Source organism: Nostoc sp. FACHB-892, assembly GCF_014698795.1.
Classification (GTDB): Bacteria; Cyanobacteriota; Cyanobacteriia; order Cyanobacteriales; family Nostocaceae; genus Nostoc.
Genome location: NZ_JACJTR010000017.1, coordinates 85,779 through 99,427 on the forward strand (window position 1 = coordinate 85,779; position 13,649 = coordinate 99,427).

The window sequence follows — 13,649 nt, forward strand, 5'->3', positions numbered from 1 at the left end:
TCATCATAGCCACTACAAGAGCAACTATTAATGGTTCCCGACTCTTACTCGCTACCGGATTTTCAATGAAAAATTGTTTACCATGAAATACTTATCCTGAGATTAATGTATAAAAATATTTTTTTACTAACTTATTATTGTCATATCGAAACTCTTGCTTTAGAAAAACTTCCGAGATAAGGTTATTTATGTCTAATGGTAGATGAAGTTCGGGTAACAATACCAACTGCATTGCTTTTTGTATAAGATCCCGAATAAAAGAACGAGATTATTTTAATGTGTACTTTAGATAGATAACAGTAAAGTTAAGCAACTATGAATGAAATCAAGATCCTCGTGATTGAAGATCACAACCTTACAAGAATTGGCTTACGGGCTGCCCTACAAACCCAGCCAGAGTTTAACATTGTTGGTGAAGCAGCCAATGCAGCCGACGGCATTAACCTTCTGAAAACTCTCAAGCCTGATGTTGCCACTATTGACATTGGTTTGCCTGACATGGATGGTATTGAGCTAACACGCACATTTAGGCAATATCAAGCAGAGAATGAAGATTATACTACAAAGCTGCTAATTTTAACCATGCAAAATAGCGAACAGGCAGTTTTAGCGGCATTTGCAGCAGGTGCAGATTCTTATTGCATGAAGGATATTGAAACTGAGAGACTAGTTGAGGCTGTGCGAATGACCTTTGCAGGTAGCTCATGGATCGATCCTGCGATCGCAGACCTTGTACTACAGCAAATACGTCAAGATTTCCCCGATGGTAGCAGAGGGGCATCTGGCAAAAGAGTCTTGATTGAAGGTATTGACCCAGATACTGAGAAAAGTATAGTCAGCTATCCTTTAACTCATAGGGAGATGGATGTTTTAGAGTTGATTGTCGCTGGGTGTGACAATGCAGAAATTGCTAAAAGGCTCTATTTAACAGTCGGTACTGTAAAAACTCATGTTCGAGGTATTCTCAATAAACTCTGTGTTGCTGACCGGACACAGGCTGCCGTCCGTGCCTTGCGGGCTGGATTAGTACCGTGAGCAACTAAAAATCTTTCTTCCCCAGTCCCCAGTCGCCATTTTCAAGTCAATTGTCTTTGAGTCAAAGCGGTTAACTGGGACAAATCTTTATGGTTAACTGGGACAAATGCTTATGAAGAAATTGTTACAAAGTTTAGTACAATGACATCATCCCAAATAAGTATTTTTTCTCATATACATGATAGCAGATCAATTTCCCTGGCTTACCGCAATTGTCTTGCTGCCACTCATTGCTTCCCTGCTTATCCCTGTGCTGCCTGATAAAGATGGTAAGCGCGTTCGATGGTATGCATTGGGTATAGGCATCGCAGACTTCGCCTTGATGTGTTACGCCTTTTGGAAGCATTACGATGCCAGTAGTGCTAGTTTTCAAATGGTGGAAAATTATGCCTGGATGCCTCAGTTGGGTTTGAACTGGGCGGTATCAGTTGATGGACTATCAGTACCACTTGTGCTGCTAGCAGGATTTGTCACCACACTCTCGATGTTTTCGGCTTGGCAAGTTGATCATCGCCCTCGCCTCTTCTATTTTTTGATGCTGGTGCTGTATTCTGCACAAGTAGGGGTGTTCGTTGCCAAAGACTTGCTGCTATTTTTCATTATGTGGGAAGTAGAGCTAATTCCCGTCTACCTACTAGTCTGCATTTGGGGTGGACAAAGACGGCGTTATGCGGCTACGAAATTTTTGTTATATACCGCAGCTGCTTCTATATTTATTTTAGTGGCAGCCCTAGCAATGGGGCTATACGGCGGTGGTGATATGACATTTGATATCACCGCCCTCGCCAAGAAGGAATATCCCGTTGCTCTACAACTCCTACTTTATGCAGGGTTGTTGATTGCATTTGGTGTCAAGCTTGCTGTTTTCCCGATGCATACTTGGTTGCCTGATGCCCACGGCGAAGCATCCTCTCCTGTGTCGATGATTTTAGCTGGTGTATTGCTGAAGATGGGCGGATACGGGCTGATTCGCCTGAATCTTGAGTTGCTTCCCGATGCACATATTTACTTTGCGCCTGTTTTAGCCATTCTGGGTGTTGTCAACATCATCTATGGTGCATTGAACTCCTTTGCTCAGACGAATATGAAGCGCCGTTTGGCTTATTCGTCAATTTCTCACATGGGATTTGTGCTGCTTGGGATTGCCTCCTTCACTGATTTGGGAATCAACGGCGCGATGTTGCAAATGCTCTCACATGGTTTGATTGCATCTGTGCTGTTCTTCTTAGCCGGCGTTACTTACGATCGCACCCACACAATGGTAATGAAAGATATGGGCGGTATCGGTCAAGCCATGCCCAAAGTCTTCGCCCTATTTACAATTGGAGCAATGGCATCCCTAGCACTTCCCGGTATGAGCGGCTTTGCTGGCGAACTCTCGGTATTTGTTGGGATGACAAGCAGTGATGTTTACAGTTCGACTTTCTGCACTGTCACGGTTTTTCTCGCCGCAGTTGGAGTTATCCTTACGCCGATTTATCTACTTTCTATGCTGCGAGAGGTATTTTATGGTAAAGGTGCAGCACTCCTATGCGACATTAATAATGCCAGCTTAGAAAATCAAGAAGATGAGGGAACAGTTTGTTTTGGTACAGACTGTCTCGTGCCAGAAGATGCAGTCTACGAGGATGCTAGACCCCGTGAGGTGTTTATCGCCGCTTGTTTCCTGCTGATGATTATTGGCATTGGTTTGTATCCCAAGATGGCAATGCAAATGTACGATGTGAAAACTGTTGCAGTCAATGCAAATGTTCGTCAGTCTTATGCCATAGTTTCGCAAACAAATCCCCAGATTTATGCTAAGGGATTCTTGGTTCCGCAAATTTCTGAGGTCGAGGTAGCTCCAGTTTTAGGAACTTTCAAGTAATCTTCTCGAAATCTATTTCTTCTGTGGAAAAGAGCGATCGCTAACTTCAGTAACTTATGGCAATATGACTAGAGATAAACACTTATTCATACACAGTGTTTATCTCTAAGCCATAAATTAATATTTTATGCATCAAGCTTTGGAAACTGGAAACTGCACCTCCGTTACATACGTATCGTTATCTTGCTGGTTGCCACCAATTATATAAACCTCACGGTTAGGGCCGATAATTTTATAGCCGTTAGCTTCAATCCAAGATACTAGAGCAGCATAAGCTTGGTTAATAGTCTTGTAACTACCGTTGTAAACTAAGCAAGCAATTGTTTCCCAGCCTGGTAATTCATATATTTTTATCCGTTCATTGCCTTGTACTGAACTCTCAATTGAAAGTACAGCTTCACCATCGACATCAGACTCTTTGTATCCTGGATCGTGCCAAATCCCCGCGCAGTAACTTCCTTCTTTAGCTCCTTGCTGCTTGAGATATCCTAATAACTCATCGTAAAGACTACCGACACTTGGGTAATCTGGTAATATTTCTCTAATCGATACTACTTTGATCGGATCAACTTTTTTCAAAACAACTTCGTAGTTGGGCATACTATCATCCTGTTCAATTTGCTTGAGTCGCACTTCGACTCTTAATAGCCTTGCGTGTTCCTCTTCAACTAACCTTTGAAGTTCTGCTTGTTTGAGTCGCAGCATTCCGCGAATTTGATCTGATGGCAAGTTATCTTCTAGTAACTTGGCAATTTGCTCTAGAGAAAAACCCAAGTCTTTGAGTGCTAATATGCGATTGAGTCTTGGTAATTGGTTCGCCGAATAGTAGCGATAGCCTGTAAAGTGGTCTATATGCGCTGGTTTAAGCAATCCTAGTTGGTCATAGAGGCGTAGTGCTTTCACTGTCACCAGGCTAAGTTTGGAAAAGTCGCCGATTTTTAGCATTTTTCTTGCTCCTTACTGACTACAACTCAGGCGGCCAATTAGGAGTGTGTGTTAATTCGAGCTTAATGCCATCTGGGTCTAAAAAGTAGAAAGCATAGTAACTCGGCAAATAATCGTATTCAGCAGGAGGATCTAAAATCTCTACTCCACACTCCATCAGATTTTGGTAAAGCCGATCCACTTCTTCTCGACTATCTGCACTAAAAGCTAAATGATGTAATCCAGGAGAATAGCGATCGTGATTTTTATTGAGCGATCGCGGATTTGCTAGGGAAATGGTGATCACACCATTATAGCTTGCCCAGAGGATTAAATGCTCTGTTTTTTCTCCTTGTTCATAACCCAAGAATCCAAGTAGAGTATTGTAAAAAGCCTCAGAACGCTTCAAATTAGATACAGTTAGGGCTATGTGATTGATAGCTCCCAATTTCATAATTTTTTGCCTCATATCCTTAGCTTTTTAAACTAAACACTATCCCGTAAGGGTAGAGTCAAGAGCGATTGGAAAAGCAGTTGTAAAAACCACAACATTGGTTGTCAGCAAATACAACTTTCTTAATTACGAATTACGAATTACGAATTACGAATTCCTATTACATGAGATGCTTGTTGATTGATTAGTGAGTTTTGCCAATGTCTGTTGTTTCTGCCATCACTGTTACCGTTCCTGCCACAACTGCAAATTTGGGGCCTGGTTTTGATTGCATCGGTGCAGCTTTAAAGCTGTACAACGAGTTTAAGTTTACTCGCCAAGAAGAGGGTGGGTTAACTATTCATGTCACTGGTACCGAAGCTGAACGTGTCCAAACTGATGAAAGCAATCTCCTCTACCAAGCCTTTGTCAAGTTCTATCAACATATAGAGCAGACACCGCCGACTGTGAAAATAGAGATTAAGTTAGATGTGCCGTTGGCGAGGGGTTTGGGTAGTTCGGCGACAGCAATTGTTGGTGGCTTAGTTGCTGCTAATCAACTTGAAGGTGCAACTCTTTCTCAGTCACAGGTGATGGAGTTAGCGATCGCAATGGAAGGACATCCTGATAATGTAGTTCCAGCTTTGTTGGGAGGATGTCGTCTTGCTGCTACCAGTGGCGCAGCTTGGGAAATTTGTGATATTCCCTGGCATAAAGATGTTGTACCAGTTATAGCTATTCCTAATTTTGAACTTTCCACTTCAGAAGCGCGGGGTGTTCTTCCAACTGAAGTGAATCGCGCCGATGCAATTTTTAATACAGCACATTTGGGCTTATTGTTGCGCGGTTTGGAAACTGGTAACGGACAATGGCTAAAGACAGCTTTGCAAGATAAGTTGCATCAGCCCTATCGTAAAGCTTTGATTCCTGGTTATGATGCTCTCAACATAGCAGCTGTTAGTGCTGGTGCTTATGGTATGGTGATTAGTGGTGCGGGGCCGACACTGTTAGCTTTGGCAGATAAATTACACTCAAAGGCTGTGGAGGCGGCGATGTTAGCTGCTTGGCAAGAAGAAGGAATTACAGCCGAGGTGCGATCGCTTTCTCTCGATACCCAAGGCGCAAAAAGCTTTTAAAAAATCCGATGACTATTTTACTCAGCACTTAAAACTCGATTTATGGAGCAAATTCAGGATGAAATGGCGGCGCTTAAATCTCAAATTCAGATTCTCCTAGAAGAACGCGCTGCACTCACTATTAATAATGTAATCTCTAGCGAGAATGATTCACCCCAAGCAATGGTTGAAGCGTATCGCCGTCAAGCCAGGGAAAATGCCCAATTATCTGTTGAACTACAAGGCATAGATGCAGCGATCGCAGCTTTGGAAGGCCAGATAAAACAAAAACAAGGTAAGTTAGTGCGATCGCAAGTTGTATCAAAAGAACTTATCCAACAGCAGGAGCTAGAAGAAGCCAAAGAAATAGCACAGATTCATGCTCAACGCATTAATCAACTAGCAAGTGAACTGGCAACAGAAGTCCGCCTCCTTAAACGTTGTGCCAATGAATTGAGTCCAATGTATTGGCGGATTTATTACAAGCCCTTCATCACTGGGTTTAAGACAATCTCCGTCCCTTATGTCCGCTCTGATGGGGAAGTGTGGACAATTGTCAACCGGATTGTTTAATGGTCAGCCCCAAGTACTTTTAACCTCTCCCCAAACCTCTCTCCTAAGAGACTACGGTGTACACACAAGTCTTTAAGAGTTGCCCCATAACCTTTTGATCCCCCCAACCCCCCGATAAATTGGCGGGCAAAAACCTCTCAAAGTCCTCCTTTTTAAGGAGGATTTAGGAGGATCTACGACATTTTGGTTTTAGAGAGATGTGTGTACAGCGTAGCCTAAGAGAAGAGAGGCTTTGAATCTTACTCCCCTTCCCTATAAGGGAAGGGGCTGGGGGTTAGGTCTATGACTCAACTTAGAAGCGTAGACTAAATAGCCCTGACAATTGGGCTAGAAAATATGACGGTTTTGTAACGGTGGCTTTAGCTGCCGTTTTTTGTTGACGTTGCAAAAGTTTACATTTAGAATGGAATCGGCAAAATTCGATAAGTATTTATTCTTATTTATCCTGAGAATTTGGAATTCGATGAGTATATATTCTTATCTATGCCAAAAATTTAATATTCTAGGGTTAAGGAATGTTTACAAAAGTATTGATTCCTTAATATAATGAAATTAAAAGCGAGAAGCCAAATTGATTGTCAGAAGTGATGAATGCTATTGAATTTCCCTGGCTAACAGCCATAATCCTCTTACCCTTGGTGGCTGCCTTAGCCATTCCCCTAATCCCAGACAAAGAAGGTAAAACTGTCCGGTGGTATGGTCTGGGAGTTGCGATCGCCGACTTTGCACTGATGATTTATGCCTTTTGGTATAAATACGACTTCCAAAGTTCAAGACTTCAATTTGTAGAAAACTATCCTTGGATACCGCAGTTAGGTTTGCATTGGGCTGTGGGGGTTGATGGTTTATCGATGCCCTTGCTGCTTCTAACAGGCTTAATAAATACCCTCGCAATATTCGCGGCTTGGAAAGTTACTACCAAGCCGCGATTATTTTATGGTTTGATGTTAGCGATGTACAGCGCCCAACTTGGCGTATTTGTCGCCCAAGATTTGCTGCTGTTCTTCCTAATGTGGGAAATCGAATTAGTGCCGGTTTACCTGCTGATTTCCATTTGGGGAGGACAAAACCGCCGTTATGCGGCTACCAAGTTCATTCTCTACACCGCCGCCGCATCAATATTTATCTTGATTGCCGGTTTTGCAATGGCATTCTCTGGAGATACCGTCACCTTCGACATGGCGACTCTGGGAATGAAAGAATACCCCAAAACCTTGGAATTGTTGGTTTATGCAGGTTTCTTAATTGCCTTCGGTGTAAAATTACCGATTTTCCCTTTACACACTTGGCTACCTGATGCCCACGGTGAAGCATCAGCACCCGGTTCGATGATTTTGGCTGGTGTTTTGTTAAAAATGGGTGGTTATGCCCTCATCCGCTTCAATGTGGAAATGTTACCCAATGCTCATGTGACTTTTGCCCCAGTGCTGGCAATTTTGGGTGTGGTTAACATTGTCTACGGTGCTTGCTGTGCCTTTGCCCAAACCAATCTCAAACGCCGCTTGGCTTACTCTTCAATTGCCCACATGGGGTTTGTGCTGATTGGGATTGCCTCTTACACAGAACTAGGTATAAGCGGTGCAGTGTTACAGATGGTTTCCCACGGCTTGATTGCTGCTAGCTTGTTCTTCCTGTCTGGCGTAACTTACGATCGCACCCACACCTTGATGATGGATAAAATGGGTGGAATGGCAAAGGTAATGCCCAAAACCTTTGCTCTGTTTACCATCGGTTCAATGGCTTCTCTCGCTTTACCCGGAATGAGTGGTTTTGTGGGTGAGTTGATGGTATTTCTGGGTATCGCCACCAGTGATGTTTATAGTTCCAGCTTCAAAATTGTAGTCGTGCTACTGTCAGCAGTTGGCGTGATTTTGACACCTATTTATTTACTGTCGATGCTGCGTCAAGTGTTTTACGGCGAACAAAGTCAAGAGTTGTACTTGGATGCTTTAATATCTGATGTCAAACCCCGCGAAATATTTATTACCGCTTGTTTGCTGCTGCCAATCATCGGTATCGGGTTTTATCCCAAATTGGCAACGCAGACTTATGATGTGAAGGCAGTAGAATTAGCCGCCCATGCTCGTGAAGTTCTACCAGTTGTTGCTCATCAGCAACCATCAAGTCTGTACTCGCGGATTTTATCTGCACCAACATTGGCTACTTCTGAAGTTGAAAGTTCGATTAATATTTCTGAGTAAATTAACTTCCCATTAAGGGGTCTGCAAGTAAATTCTAAATTATTAGGGCAATAAAGGGGTAGTTATCTAACTACCCCTAACATTTTGGCTTTTTGGAGGGGCGATCAGGTGCGATTGCTTGTATTTCCCGACCTAGAAATAAAACTAAATAGCAGAAGAATAGGCTTCATCCACCTTCAAAGTTGTGCCTGTAATAAACTTGGCATCATCAGAAATCAGAAAAGCAATTATTTTAGCAAACTCTGCATAGGTAGTAGGACGACCAAGCATCAAATCCGAAGGCACATTCCATCCCTCTAACTCTGCGATTGAATCTGCGACAAAAAAAGGCGCTACGGAAACCATGCGAATTCTATCTGCTTTGTAACGTTTGGCATAAAGTTTTGTAAACCCTTCCATTGCGGCGCGGAGTGTACCGCTAAAGGGTGTCCCTAATTCTGGTTCATGGGAGTCACACGCGGAAATATTCACGATGACACCGCCTCCTGAATATTGCATTGCTTCTGTAACTAGTTTGGCGATGCGGACAACACTCAAAAACAGCATTTCAAAGTTTTCTATCCACATTTCATCAGAAATAGATAGTAAATCTGGTCGGGGTGGATCTCCAAAACTATTTACTACTGCATCAATACGACCTAATTGAGTTAAAGTTGTCTCTACTAATCGCTGTAAGTCTTGAAAATTAGTAATTGATCCTTGAGTAGCAATACCGCCCAATTCATCTGCTAAATCCAGAATCTGTGGCGATCGCGCCATCAGTGAAACCCTATAACCCTGCGCTGCTAACTCTCGCGCGCAACCTGCGCCAATCCCTCGACTAGCAGCCGTAATAATCGCTACTTTTTGTGAATCCATATAAGTAATTTAAATTCCTAAACTTTTCGTAATTTAGGATATAGCCAAGAACTAAACAAACGGCTAACTTTAGGCATGACAACATAGGTTAATAGCAAAACCATAGTAATGGTAATGATCAACGAAATAATTAAGGGAGGTAAGCCGCGAAGCAGGGGCGTTATAAATGTATTCAACAAATTAATCAACACAAATACAGCTCCCCAAGTTAACAATGCTGTTTTATAGCGTGGTGGAGTTTTCAGTGGTTGACCGGGAAGAGAAAACCAAGCTTCTAATCCACAGATTTGTTGAACATCAGGATCAGATTCAACCAAATGTTTACCTTGATTCAGCCAATATTCGCGATCGCGCGATGTCATCCACGCCTTTAAATTTTCATAACCGTCAAACCGGAAGATGATCACATATTCATTTCGCACTCCAAGTTGGGGACGAATCACGTTTGTTCCCAGATGACCTATATAGGTTCTGGCAACTCTGGTAATATCTTTCAACCAAGCCTCGTAAGCGCTTTCGCATCCTGGCTTTACAACTTGTGTAATGACCACGGTTACAAATTGCTCGTCCTGTTCCATCTCCATTAGTTATGTCACCATCAAGTTAATAGTTGTAAGTTTTTGCAACCGTAGCATGGTTGAGTCATTCTCAAATTAAGGAATACCCAGTTTTTCCAACTTCAAGCCGAACAACATTAGCAGGAAGGACACCAGTAGGTGGAGGTAAAAACATTCCACCATTAGTTACAACATAAATTGCAGTACGTTCGCCCTTACTTTGACCAAAAGCCACTGCTGTGCTACCAATTACACCTGCCTCGCCTTGAGCAATGATAGTAGTAGTGCGATCGGGCGCAATTCGGATCACACTGTTGTAAATGTGCGTTGCTCCATAAAGGTTGCCTTCCACATCAAAGGCAAAGTCATCAATATTAGTTTGCTCAACAAAGATTTCCGGCTCACCTGGATTATTAGTGCTATCAACAGGAATCCGCAACAGCAACATTTTTTCTGTATTTGAAACGTAGAGGAAATCACCAAAACGCTTCAAGCCATTAGCAGCCGGAAACATACTCTCTGAATTGCTACGAGCAAGCATTGGATGTTCTAGCCAAATTGATCCACTGGGTTGAGCAACATCAATTAGCCAGATTGCACCACGATAGGAATCTGCTGTCAAATACTGAGTGTCGGAAAGTGGCGTGATGCCATTGAGAAACATTGCGTCTGGGAGTGTCAGCAACGTTTCCACCGTGCCATCACTTTTAACTAGAGAAACCACGGGTATAGAATCAGCATTCCAGCCTGTTGCCACCAGATCGCCGTTGGTAGTAAAAGCAAGACCACTTACTTTGCCTTCAACAGTGGCATGAATCTGCTGATTACCATCTGGGGTAATGCGAACAATCTCGCCAACTTCGTGATTGCTTACAAAAATCGTGCCATCTGTTGCGATTGCTAGATTTTCCAAAAAAGTATTGACCGGGAACGAGGTAATAATTTTAGCACGTGCTAATTCAATCGGCTTATCTGCGTAAATAGACGGTAAACCTGTGGAATTTCCCATATTAACCTACCATTGTAATTGAATGGGGCCACCAAACTTTCGCATCTCTGCAAACAACAATCCTTGCGCTCCCCCATCGGGAAGTGTTGCTAAATAGACAGCAGTTTCGGCTCCTTCTTCTGCCGTGAACGGGGCATCATCTCCCCCCATGTCTGTCTTCATCCAACCCGGAGAATAGGCATTTACGAGAATATTAGTACCTTGGAGTTCCTTGGCAAGAAGCACAGTTAGTCCATTTACCCCCACCTTTGAGAGTCGATAAGAAGGCGCTAAAGGGTAGTAATCAGTGGGAACTGATGTTAGAGATGCCATTTCCGTTGAGATATTGACAATGCGACCGTAGTTTTGCATCTTCATCAACGGAATTAATGCTTGAGAAATTCTGAGTACCGCTAGAACATTGGTTTCAAAGGTCGATCGCATCGTTTCCAGTTCCACAGTTAGTAAGCTGGACTCCTCCGGCTTAGTTGTGGGATTTACGCCTGCATTATTGACCAGAATATCTACCTTGCCGTAAGTTTCACGCAGCCACTCTGTAAACTGTTGCACACTTCCATCATTCGTGACATCCAGCGTGTGATAGTCAACATCAAGCCCTTCATTGGTAAGCTGCCCTTTAGCAGCAAGACCATCTGTTTCATTACGACTCGTCAGAATTACGCGGTTGCCAATTTGGGATAATTGACGGGAAATAGCATAGCCTAGCCCTCGATTACTGCCTGTTACCACAGCAATCCTTTTTTGAGTCGTCATTTTTATGACCTTAAAACTGCTTTTGATTTTACTGTACTGAGATGCAATGAATTAAGCAAGTCGGTTGCAGCAATGTATTCAATCAATGATTTTGACTTACTTCAAACTCGAAGCTTGTCGTCCACCTAAGCGTTGTTCTGACGCTGTAGGTAAGACATTGACAGAGATAGTTGCATAAACACCTTGTTTTTGACCAATCATGATCAGGCGAATAAAATCTCCTAAGCCTTCTACCAATCGAGCATTACGTAAAACACCAGAATCTACTGCTAAAAATCCGATTTCTTGGGCAAGTCCCATCACTATTTTTCTGGCTTGTTCATCATCTCCTGCAACAAAAACAGAAACTCCATAATCCTTTAGTGGTTCAGGTGCTAATTCAAAGACTTCCTGCGCCATCGTATTAAAAGCTTTTACCACCCGCGCTTGAGGTATATCTTTAGCAAGCTTTTCGGCTAGAGATTCTACTATTGGTGGATAAGCAAATCCTTCAGGAATATCCTGATTATTGCAATCAATAATAATTTTATTGTTGAGAACTTCAGGATGAGAAAGCAACTGTTTTGGCATAATGCTGCGTACTGTCCACAAAATTACATCAGCAAACGCCGCCGCCTGATCATTTGTACCACCTTGCGTTCCGCGTCCGGCGAACTCTGCTGTTGCTTTTCCTTTTTCGGCATCACGAGAGCCAAAAAATACTTCATGCCCCTGCTCTGCCCAGAGTATACCTAGAGAGCGCCCCATGTTTCCACTGCCAATAATTCCAATCTTCATGAGTTAACCCTCATTCCACCGTAGATTGTGAAAAGATTATAGTTAAAGCAGGTGAAGTAGCCACAAAGCCATTATGACCACCAACTTACCTGTAGCCACAGAAATTATACCAGTGGTTTTGCAATTGCAACCTGCGATGTCTACGACGGGCTACGCCTACGCACTAACCGACGACCAGTTTTATGAACTTTGTCAACTAAACGGTGATTTTCGCATCGAACGTAATGCTGTGAGAGAATTAGTGATTATGTCTCTAACAGATGCGGAAACTAGCCAACGTAACTTTGAAATTATTGGTCAGTTAGGTATTTGGACAAAGCAAAATGTTACAGGTGTAGGGTTTGGTTCGAGTGGTGGGTTTACTTTGCCGAATGGTGCGGTGCGTTCTCCAGATGCGGCGTGGATAAAACGCGATCGCTGGGAAGCCATACCACCAGAACTGCGAAAAAAATTTGCACCGATTTGTCCTGAGTTTGTGATTGAATTGCGTTCTGAAAGCGATCGCTTGCAAGTTTTACAAGATAAGATGCAAGAGTATATTGATAATGGCACGCAACTTGGTTGGTTAATTGATAGAAAACAGCACCGAGTTTTTATTTATCGTCCTAATATTGCAGTTGAACAACTAGATAATCCTAAGACACTTTATGGTGAACCTTTGCTACTTGGGTTTGTTTTGGATTTAAGTCAGGTTTGGTAGGGAGTAATCTAGTTTTATAGTACCGAAATCAAAATTCTAGGAATCTATGGCGGCGAAAGACATATTCCATGATGCAGTAAAACGCGCTTTAGAGAAAGAGGGTTGGCTCATCACTAATGACCCGCTTTTTCTGCGTTTTGGTGGTTTGGATATGTACATCGACCTTGGTGCAGAGAAAGTTTTAGCAGCTGAACGAAATCAAGAAAAAATTGCGGTTGAAGTTAAAAGCTTTGTTGCTCCATCTACTACAACTGAATTTAGTACTGCTTTAGGACAGTATCTCAAATATCAATTAGCACTTGAAGAAGAACAACCTGAGAGACTTCTATATTTAGCAGTTCCTTTAGACACCTATCGTTCTTTTTTCACTTTAGAACTGCCAGGCTTATTAATCCAACGTTACCAAGTTTGGCTGATTGTTTTCGATCCAGAAGAGGAGGCGATCGTAAAATGGCAAAAGTAGAACAGTACCGTCAACTTATTCAAGAACTGTTGCTAGCTTACAGCGAAATCAAAGCCAGCAACGAAGAAGTCGAAGCAGAAGTTATTTTTGATAGAGAACGCGACCGCTATCAAGTTGTTCACGCGGGGTGGTCAAATAAGCGCCGCGTATATGGCTGTGTTTTACATTTAGATATTAAAAACGAAAAAATTTGGATTCAACACGATGGTACAGAAGGAGGTATTGCCAATGAACTTATTAGTCGAGGTATACCCAAAAAAGACATCGTTTTGGCTTTTCATTCTCCTTTTAAACGACAATTTACTGAGTTTGCTGTTGGTTAAGATGGCCTCTTCTTGCTTCGCTTAAGGCAGTGGCTTTTAAGTCCTTCTTGATAGACCTGCA

General features: G+C 42.6%; 15 protein-coding genes. 8 read left to right on the forward strand and 7 right to left on the reverse strand.

Going from position 1 to position 13,649, the window contains the following annotated elements:
* Positions 1 to 315 precede the first annotated feature (315 nt).
* Together H6G96_RS21665 and H6G96_RS21670 are read left to right on the forward strand one after the other, a co-directional pair.
* Positions 316 to 1,035, forward strand: coding sequence for a response regulator transcription factor (locus H6G96_RS21665; protein WP_190732494.1), 720 nt, complete (start codon positions 316 to 318; stop codon positions 1,033 to 1,035).
* 178 nt (positions 1,036 to 1,213) lie between these two features.
* Positions 1,214 to 2,902 carry an NAD(P)H-quinone oxidoreductase subunit 4 gene (locus tag H6G96_RS21670; protein ID WP_190913364.1) on the forward strand — a complete coding sequence of 563 codons (1,689 nt, stop codon included), beginning with the start codon at positions 1,214 to 1,216 and terminating at the stop codon, positions 2,900 to 2,902.
* A 132-nt stretch (positions 2,903 to 3,034) separates the two neighbouring features.
* Here the strand turns inward: H6G96_RS21670 and H6G96_RS21675 are convergent, their stop codons facing one another.
* Together H6G96_RS21675 and H6G96_RS21680 are read right to left on the reverse strand one after the other, a co-directional pair.
* Positions 3,035 to 3,847, reverse strand: a complete 813-nt coding sequence (locus tag H6G96_RS21675) for a MerR family transcriptional regulator (protein WP_190913365.1) — start codon at positions 3,845 to 3,847, stop codon at positions 3,035 to 3,037.
* A 19-nt stretch (positions 3,848 to 3,866) separates the two neighbouring features.
* Positions 3,867 to 4,280, reverse strand: coding sequence for a VOC family protein (locus tag H6G96_RS21680; RefSeq protein WP_190913366.1), 414 nt, complete (start codon positions 4,278 to 4,280; stop codon positions 3,867 to 3,869).
* Between the two features lie 200 nt (positions 4,281 to 4,480).
* On the opposite strand from H6G96_RS21680, the gene thrB reads away from it, so the two are divergent.
* The 3 genes from thrB (at position 4,481) to H6G96_RS21695 (ending at position 8,148) form a co-directional block, all read left to right on the forward strand.
* Positions 4,481 to 5,395, forward strand: coding sequence for a homoserine kinase (thrB, locus tag H6G96_RS21685; RefSeq protein WP_190913367.1), 915 nt, complete (start codon positions 4,481 to 4,483; stop codon positions 5,393 to 5,395).
* A gap of 42 nt (positions 5,396 to 5,437) precedes the next feature.
* A complete protein-coding gene (locus H6G96_RS21690; RefSeq protein WP_190913368.1) occupies positions 5,438 to 5,947 on the forward strand; it encodes a hypothetical protein in 510 nt (169 codons plus the stop codon).
* 587 nt (positions 5,948 to 6,534) lie between these two features.
* Positions 6,535 to 8,148, forward strand: coding sequence for an NAD(P)H-quinone oxidoreductase subunit 4 (locus H6G96_RS21695; protein WP_190913369.1), 1,614 nt, complete (start codon positions 6,535 to 6,537; stop codon positions 8,146 to 8,148).
* Positions 8,149 to 8,292: 144 nt separating this feature from the next.
* Here the strand turns inward: H6G96_RS21695 and H6G96_RS21700 are convergent, their stop codons facing one another.
* The 5 genes from H6G96_RS21700 to H6G96_RS21720 all read right to left on the reverse strand — a co-directional run bounded on the left by H6G96_RS21700 (position 8,293) and on the right by H6G96_RS21720 (position 12,102).
* On the reverse strand, positions 8,293 to 9,006 hold the full coding sequence (locus H6G96_RS21700; protein ID WP_190913370.1) for an SDR family oxidoreductase: 714 nt from the start codon (positions 9,004 to 9,006) through the stop codon (positions 8,293 to 8,295).
* A 17-nt stretch (positions 9,007 to 9,023) separates the two neighbouring features.
* Entirely contained in the window at positions 9,024 to 9,584 is a 561-nt protein-coding gene (locus H6G96_RS21705) for an antibiotic biosynthesis monooxygenase (RefSeq protein ID WP_190913429.1), read from the reverse strand.
* A gap of 70 nt (positions 9,585 to 9,654) precedes the next feature.
* Positions 9,655 to 10,572: a gluconolactonase gene (locus tag H6G96_RS21710; protein WP_190913371.1), complete on the reverse strand. Its 918-nt coding sequence runs from the start codon at positions 10,570 to 10,572 to the stop codon at positions 9,655 to 9,657.
* Positions 10,573 to 10,578: 6 nt separating this feature from the next.
* Positions 10,579 to 11,325: an SDR family oxidoreductase gene (locus H6G96_RS21715; RefSeq protein WP_190913372.1), complete on the reverse strand. Its 747-nt coding sequence runs from the start codon at positions 11,323 to 11,325 to the stop codon at positions 10,579 to 10,581.
* Positions 11,326 to 11,421: 96 nt separating this feature from the next.
* Positions 11,422 to 12,102: an NAD(P)-binding domain-containing protein gene (locus tag H6G96_RS21720; protein ID WP_190913373.1), complete on the reverse strand. Its 681-nt coding sequence runs from the start codon at positions 12,100 to 12,102 to the stop codon at positions 11,422 to 11,424.
* A gap of 73 nt (positions 12,103 to 12,175) precedes the next feature.
* Between H6G96_RS21720 and H6G96_RS21725 the strand changes: the two genes are divergently transcribed.
* Genes H6G96_RS21725 through H6G96_RS21735 form a run of 3 tightly spaced genes read left to right on the forward strand, consistent with a single transcriptional unit; the run spans position 12,176 to position 13,588 of the window.
* Entirely contained in the window at positions 12,176 to 12,802 is a 627-nt protein-coding gene (locus H6G96_RS21725) for a Uma2 family endonuclease (protein WP_190913374.1), read from the forward strand.
* A gap of 46 nt (positions 12,803 to 12,848) precedes the next feature.
* Positions 12,849 to 13,265: a XisH family protein gene (locus H6G96_RS21730; protein WP_190913375.1), complete on the forward strand. Its 417-nt coding sequence runs from the start codon at positions 12,849 to 12,851 to the stop codon at positions 13,263 to 13,265.
* A complete protein-coding gene (locus H6G96_RS21735) occupies positions 13,253 to 13,588 on the forward strand; it encodes a XisI protein (protein ID WP_190913376.1) in 336 nt (111 codons plus the stop codon). Before H6G96_RS21730 ends, H6G96_RS21735 begins: the two co-directional genes overlap by 13 nt.
* Positions 13,589 to 13,649 lie beyond the last annotated feature (61 nt).

What these genes read in the sequence shown, in the direction of transcription:
- H6G96_RS21665 (WP_190732494.1), top strand. Translation starts at nt 316, where the DNA reads ATGAATGAAATCAAGATCCTCGTGATTGAAGATCACAACCTTACAAGA.
- H6G96_RS21670 (WP_190913364.1), top strand. Translation starts at nt 1,214, where the DNA reads ATGATAGCAGATCAATTTCCCTGGCTTACCGCAATTGTCTTGCTGCCA.
- H6G96_RS21675 (WP_190913365.1), bottom strand. Translation starts at nt 3,847, where the DNA reads ATGCTAAAAATCGGCGACTTTTCCAAACTTAGCCTGGTGACAGTGAAA.
- H6G96_RS21680 (WP_190913366.1), bottom strand. Translation starts at nt 4,280, where the DNA reads ATGAAATTGGGAGCTATCAATCACATAGCCCTAACTGTATCTAATTTG.
- thrB (WP_190913367.1), top strand. Translation starts at nt 4,481, where the DNA reads ATGTCTGTTGTTTCTGCCATCACTGTTACCGTTCCTGCCACAACTGCA.
- H6G96_RS21690 (WP_190913368.1), top strand. Translation starts at nt 5,438, where the DNA reads ATGGAGCAAATTCAGGATGAAATGGCGGCGCTTAAATCTCAAATTCAG.
- H6G96_RS21695 (WP_190913369.1), top strand. Translation starts at nt 6,535, where the DNA reads ATGAATGCTATTGAATTTCCCTGGCTAACAGCCATAATCCTCTTACCC.
- H6G96_RS21700 (WP_190913370.1), bottom strand. Translation starts at nt 9,006, where the DNA reads ATGGATTCACAAAAAGTAGCGATTATTACGGCTGCTAGTCGAGGGATT.
- H6G96_RS21705 (WP_190913429.1), bottom strand. Translation starts at nt 9,584, where the DNA reads ATGGAACAGGACGAGCAATTTGTAACCGTGGTCATTACACAAGTTGTA.
- H6G96_RS21710 (WP_190913371.1), bottom strand. Translation starts at nt 10,572, where the DNA reads ATGGGAAATTCCACAGGTTTACCGTCTATTTACGCAGATAAGCCGATT.
- H6G96_RS21715 (WP_190913372.1), bottom strand. Translation starts at nt 11,325, where the DNA reads ATGACGACTCAAAAAAGGATTGCTGTGGTAACAGGCAGTAATCGAGGG.
- H6G96_RS21720 (WP_190913373.1), bottom strand. Translation starts at nt 12,102, where the DNA reads ATGAAGATTGGAATTATTGGCAGTGGAAACATGGGGCGCTCTCTAGGT.
- H6G96_RS21725 (WP_190913374.1), top strand. Translation starts at nt 12,176, where the DNA reads ATGACCACCAACTTACCTGTAGCCACAGAAATTATACCAGTGGTTTTG.
- H6G96_RS21730 (WP_190913375.1), top strand. Translation starts at nt 12,849, where the DNA reads ATGGCGGCGAAAGACATATTCCATGATGCAGTAAAACGCGCTTTAGAG.
- H6G96_RS21735 (WP_190913376.1), top strand. Translation starts at nt 13,253, where the DNA reads ATGGCAAAAGTAGAACAGTACCGTCAACTTATTCAAGAACTGTTGCTA.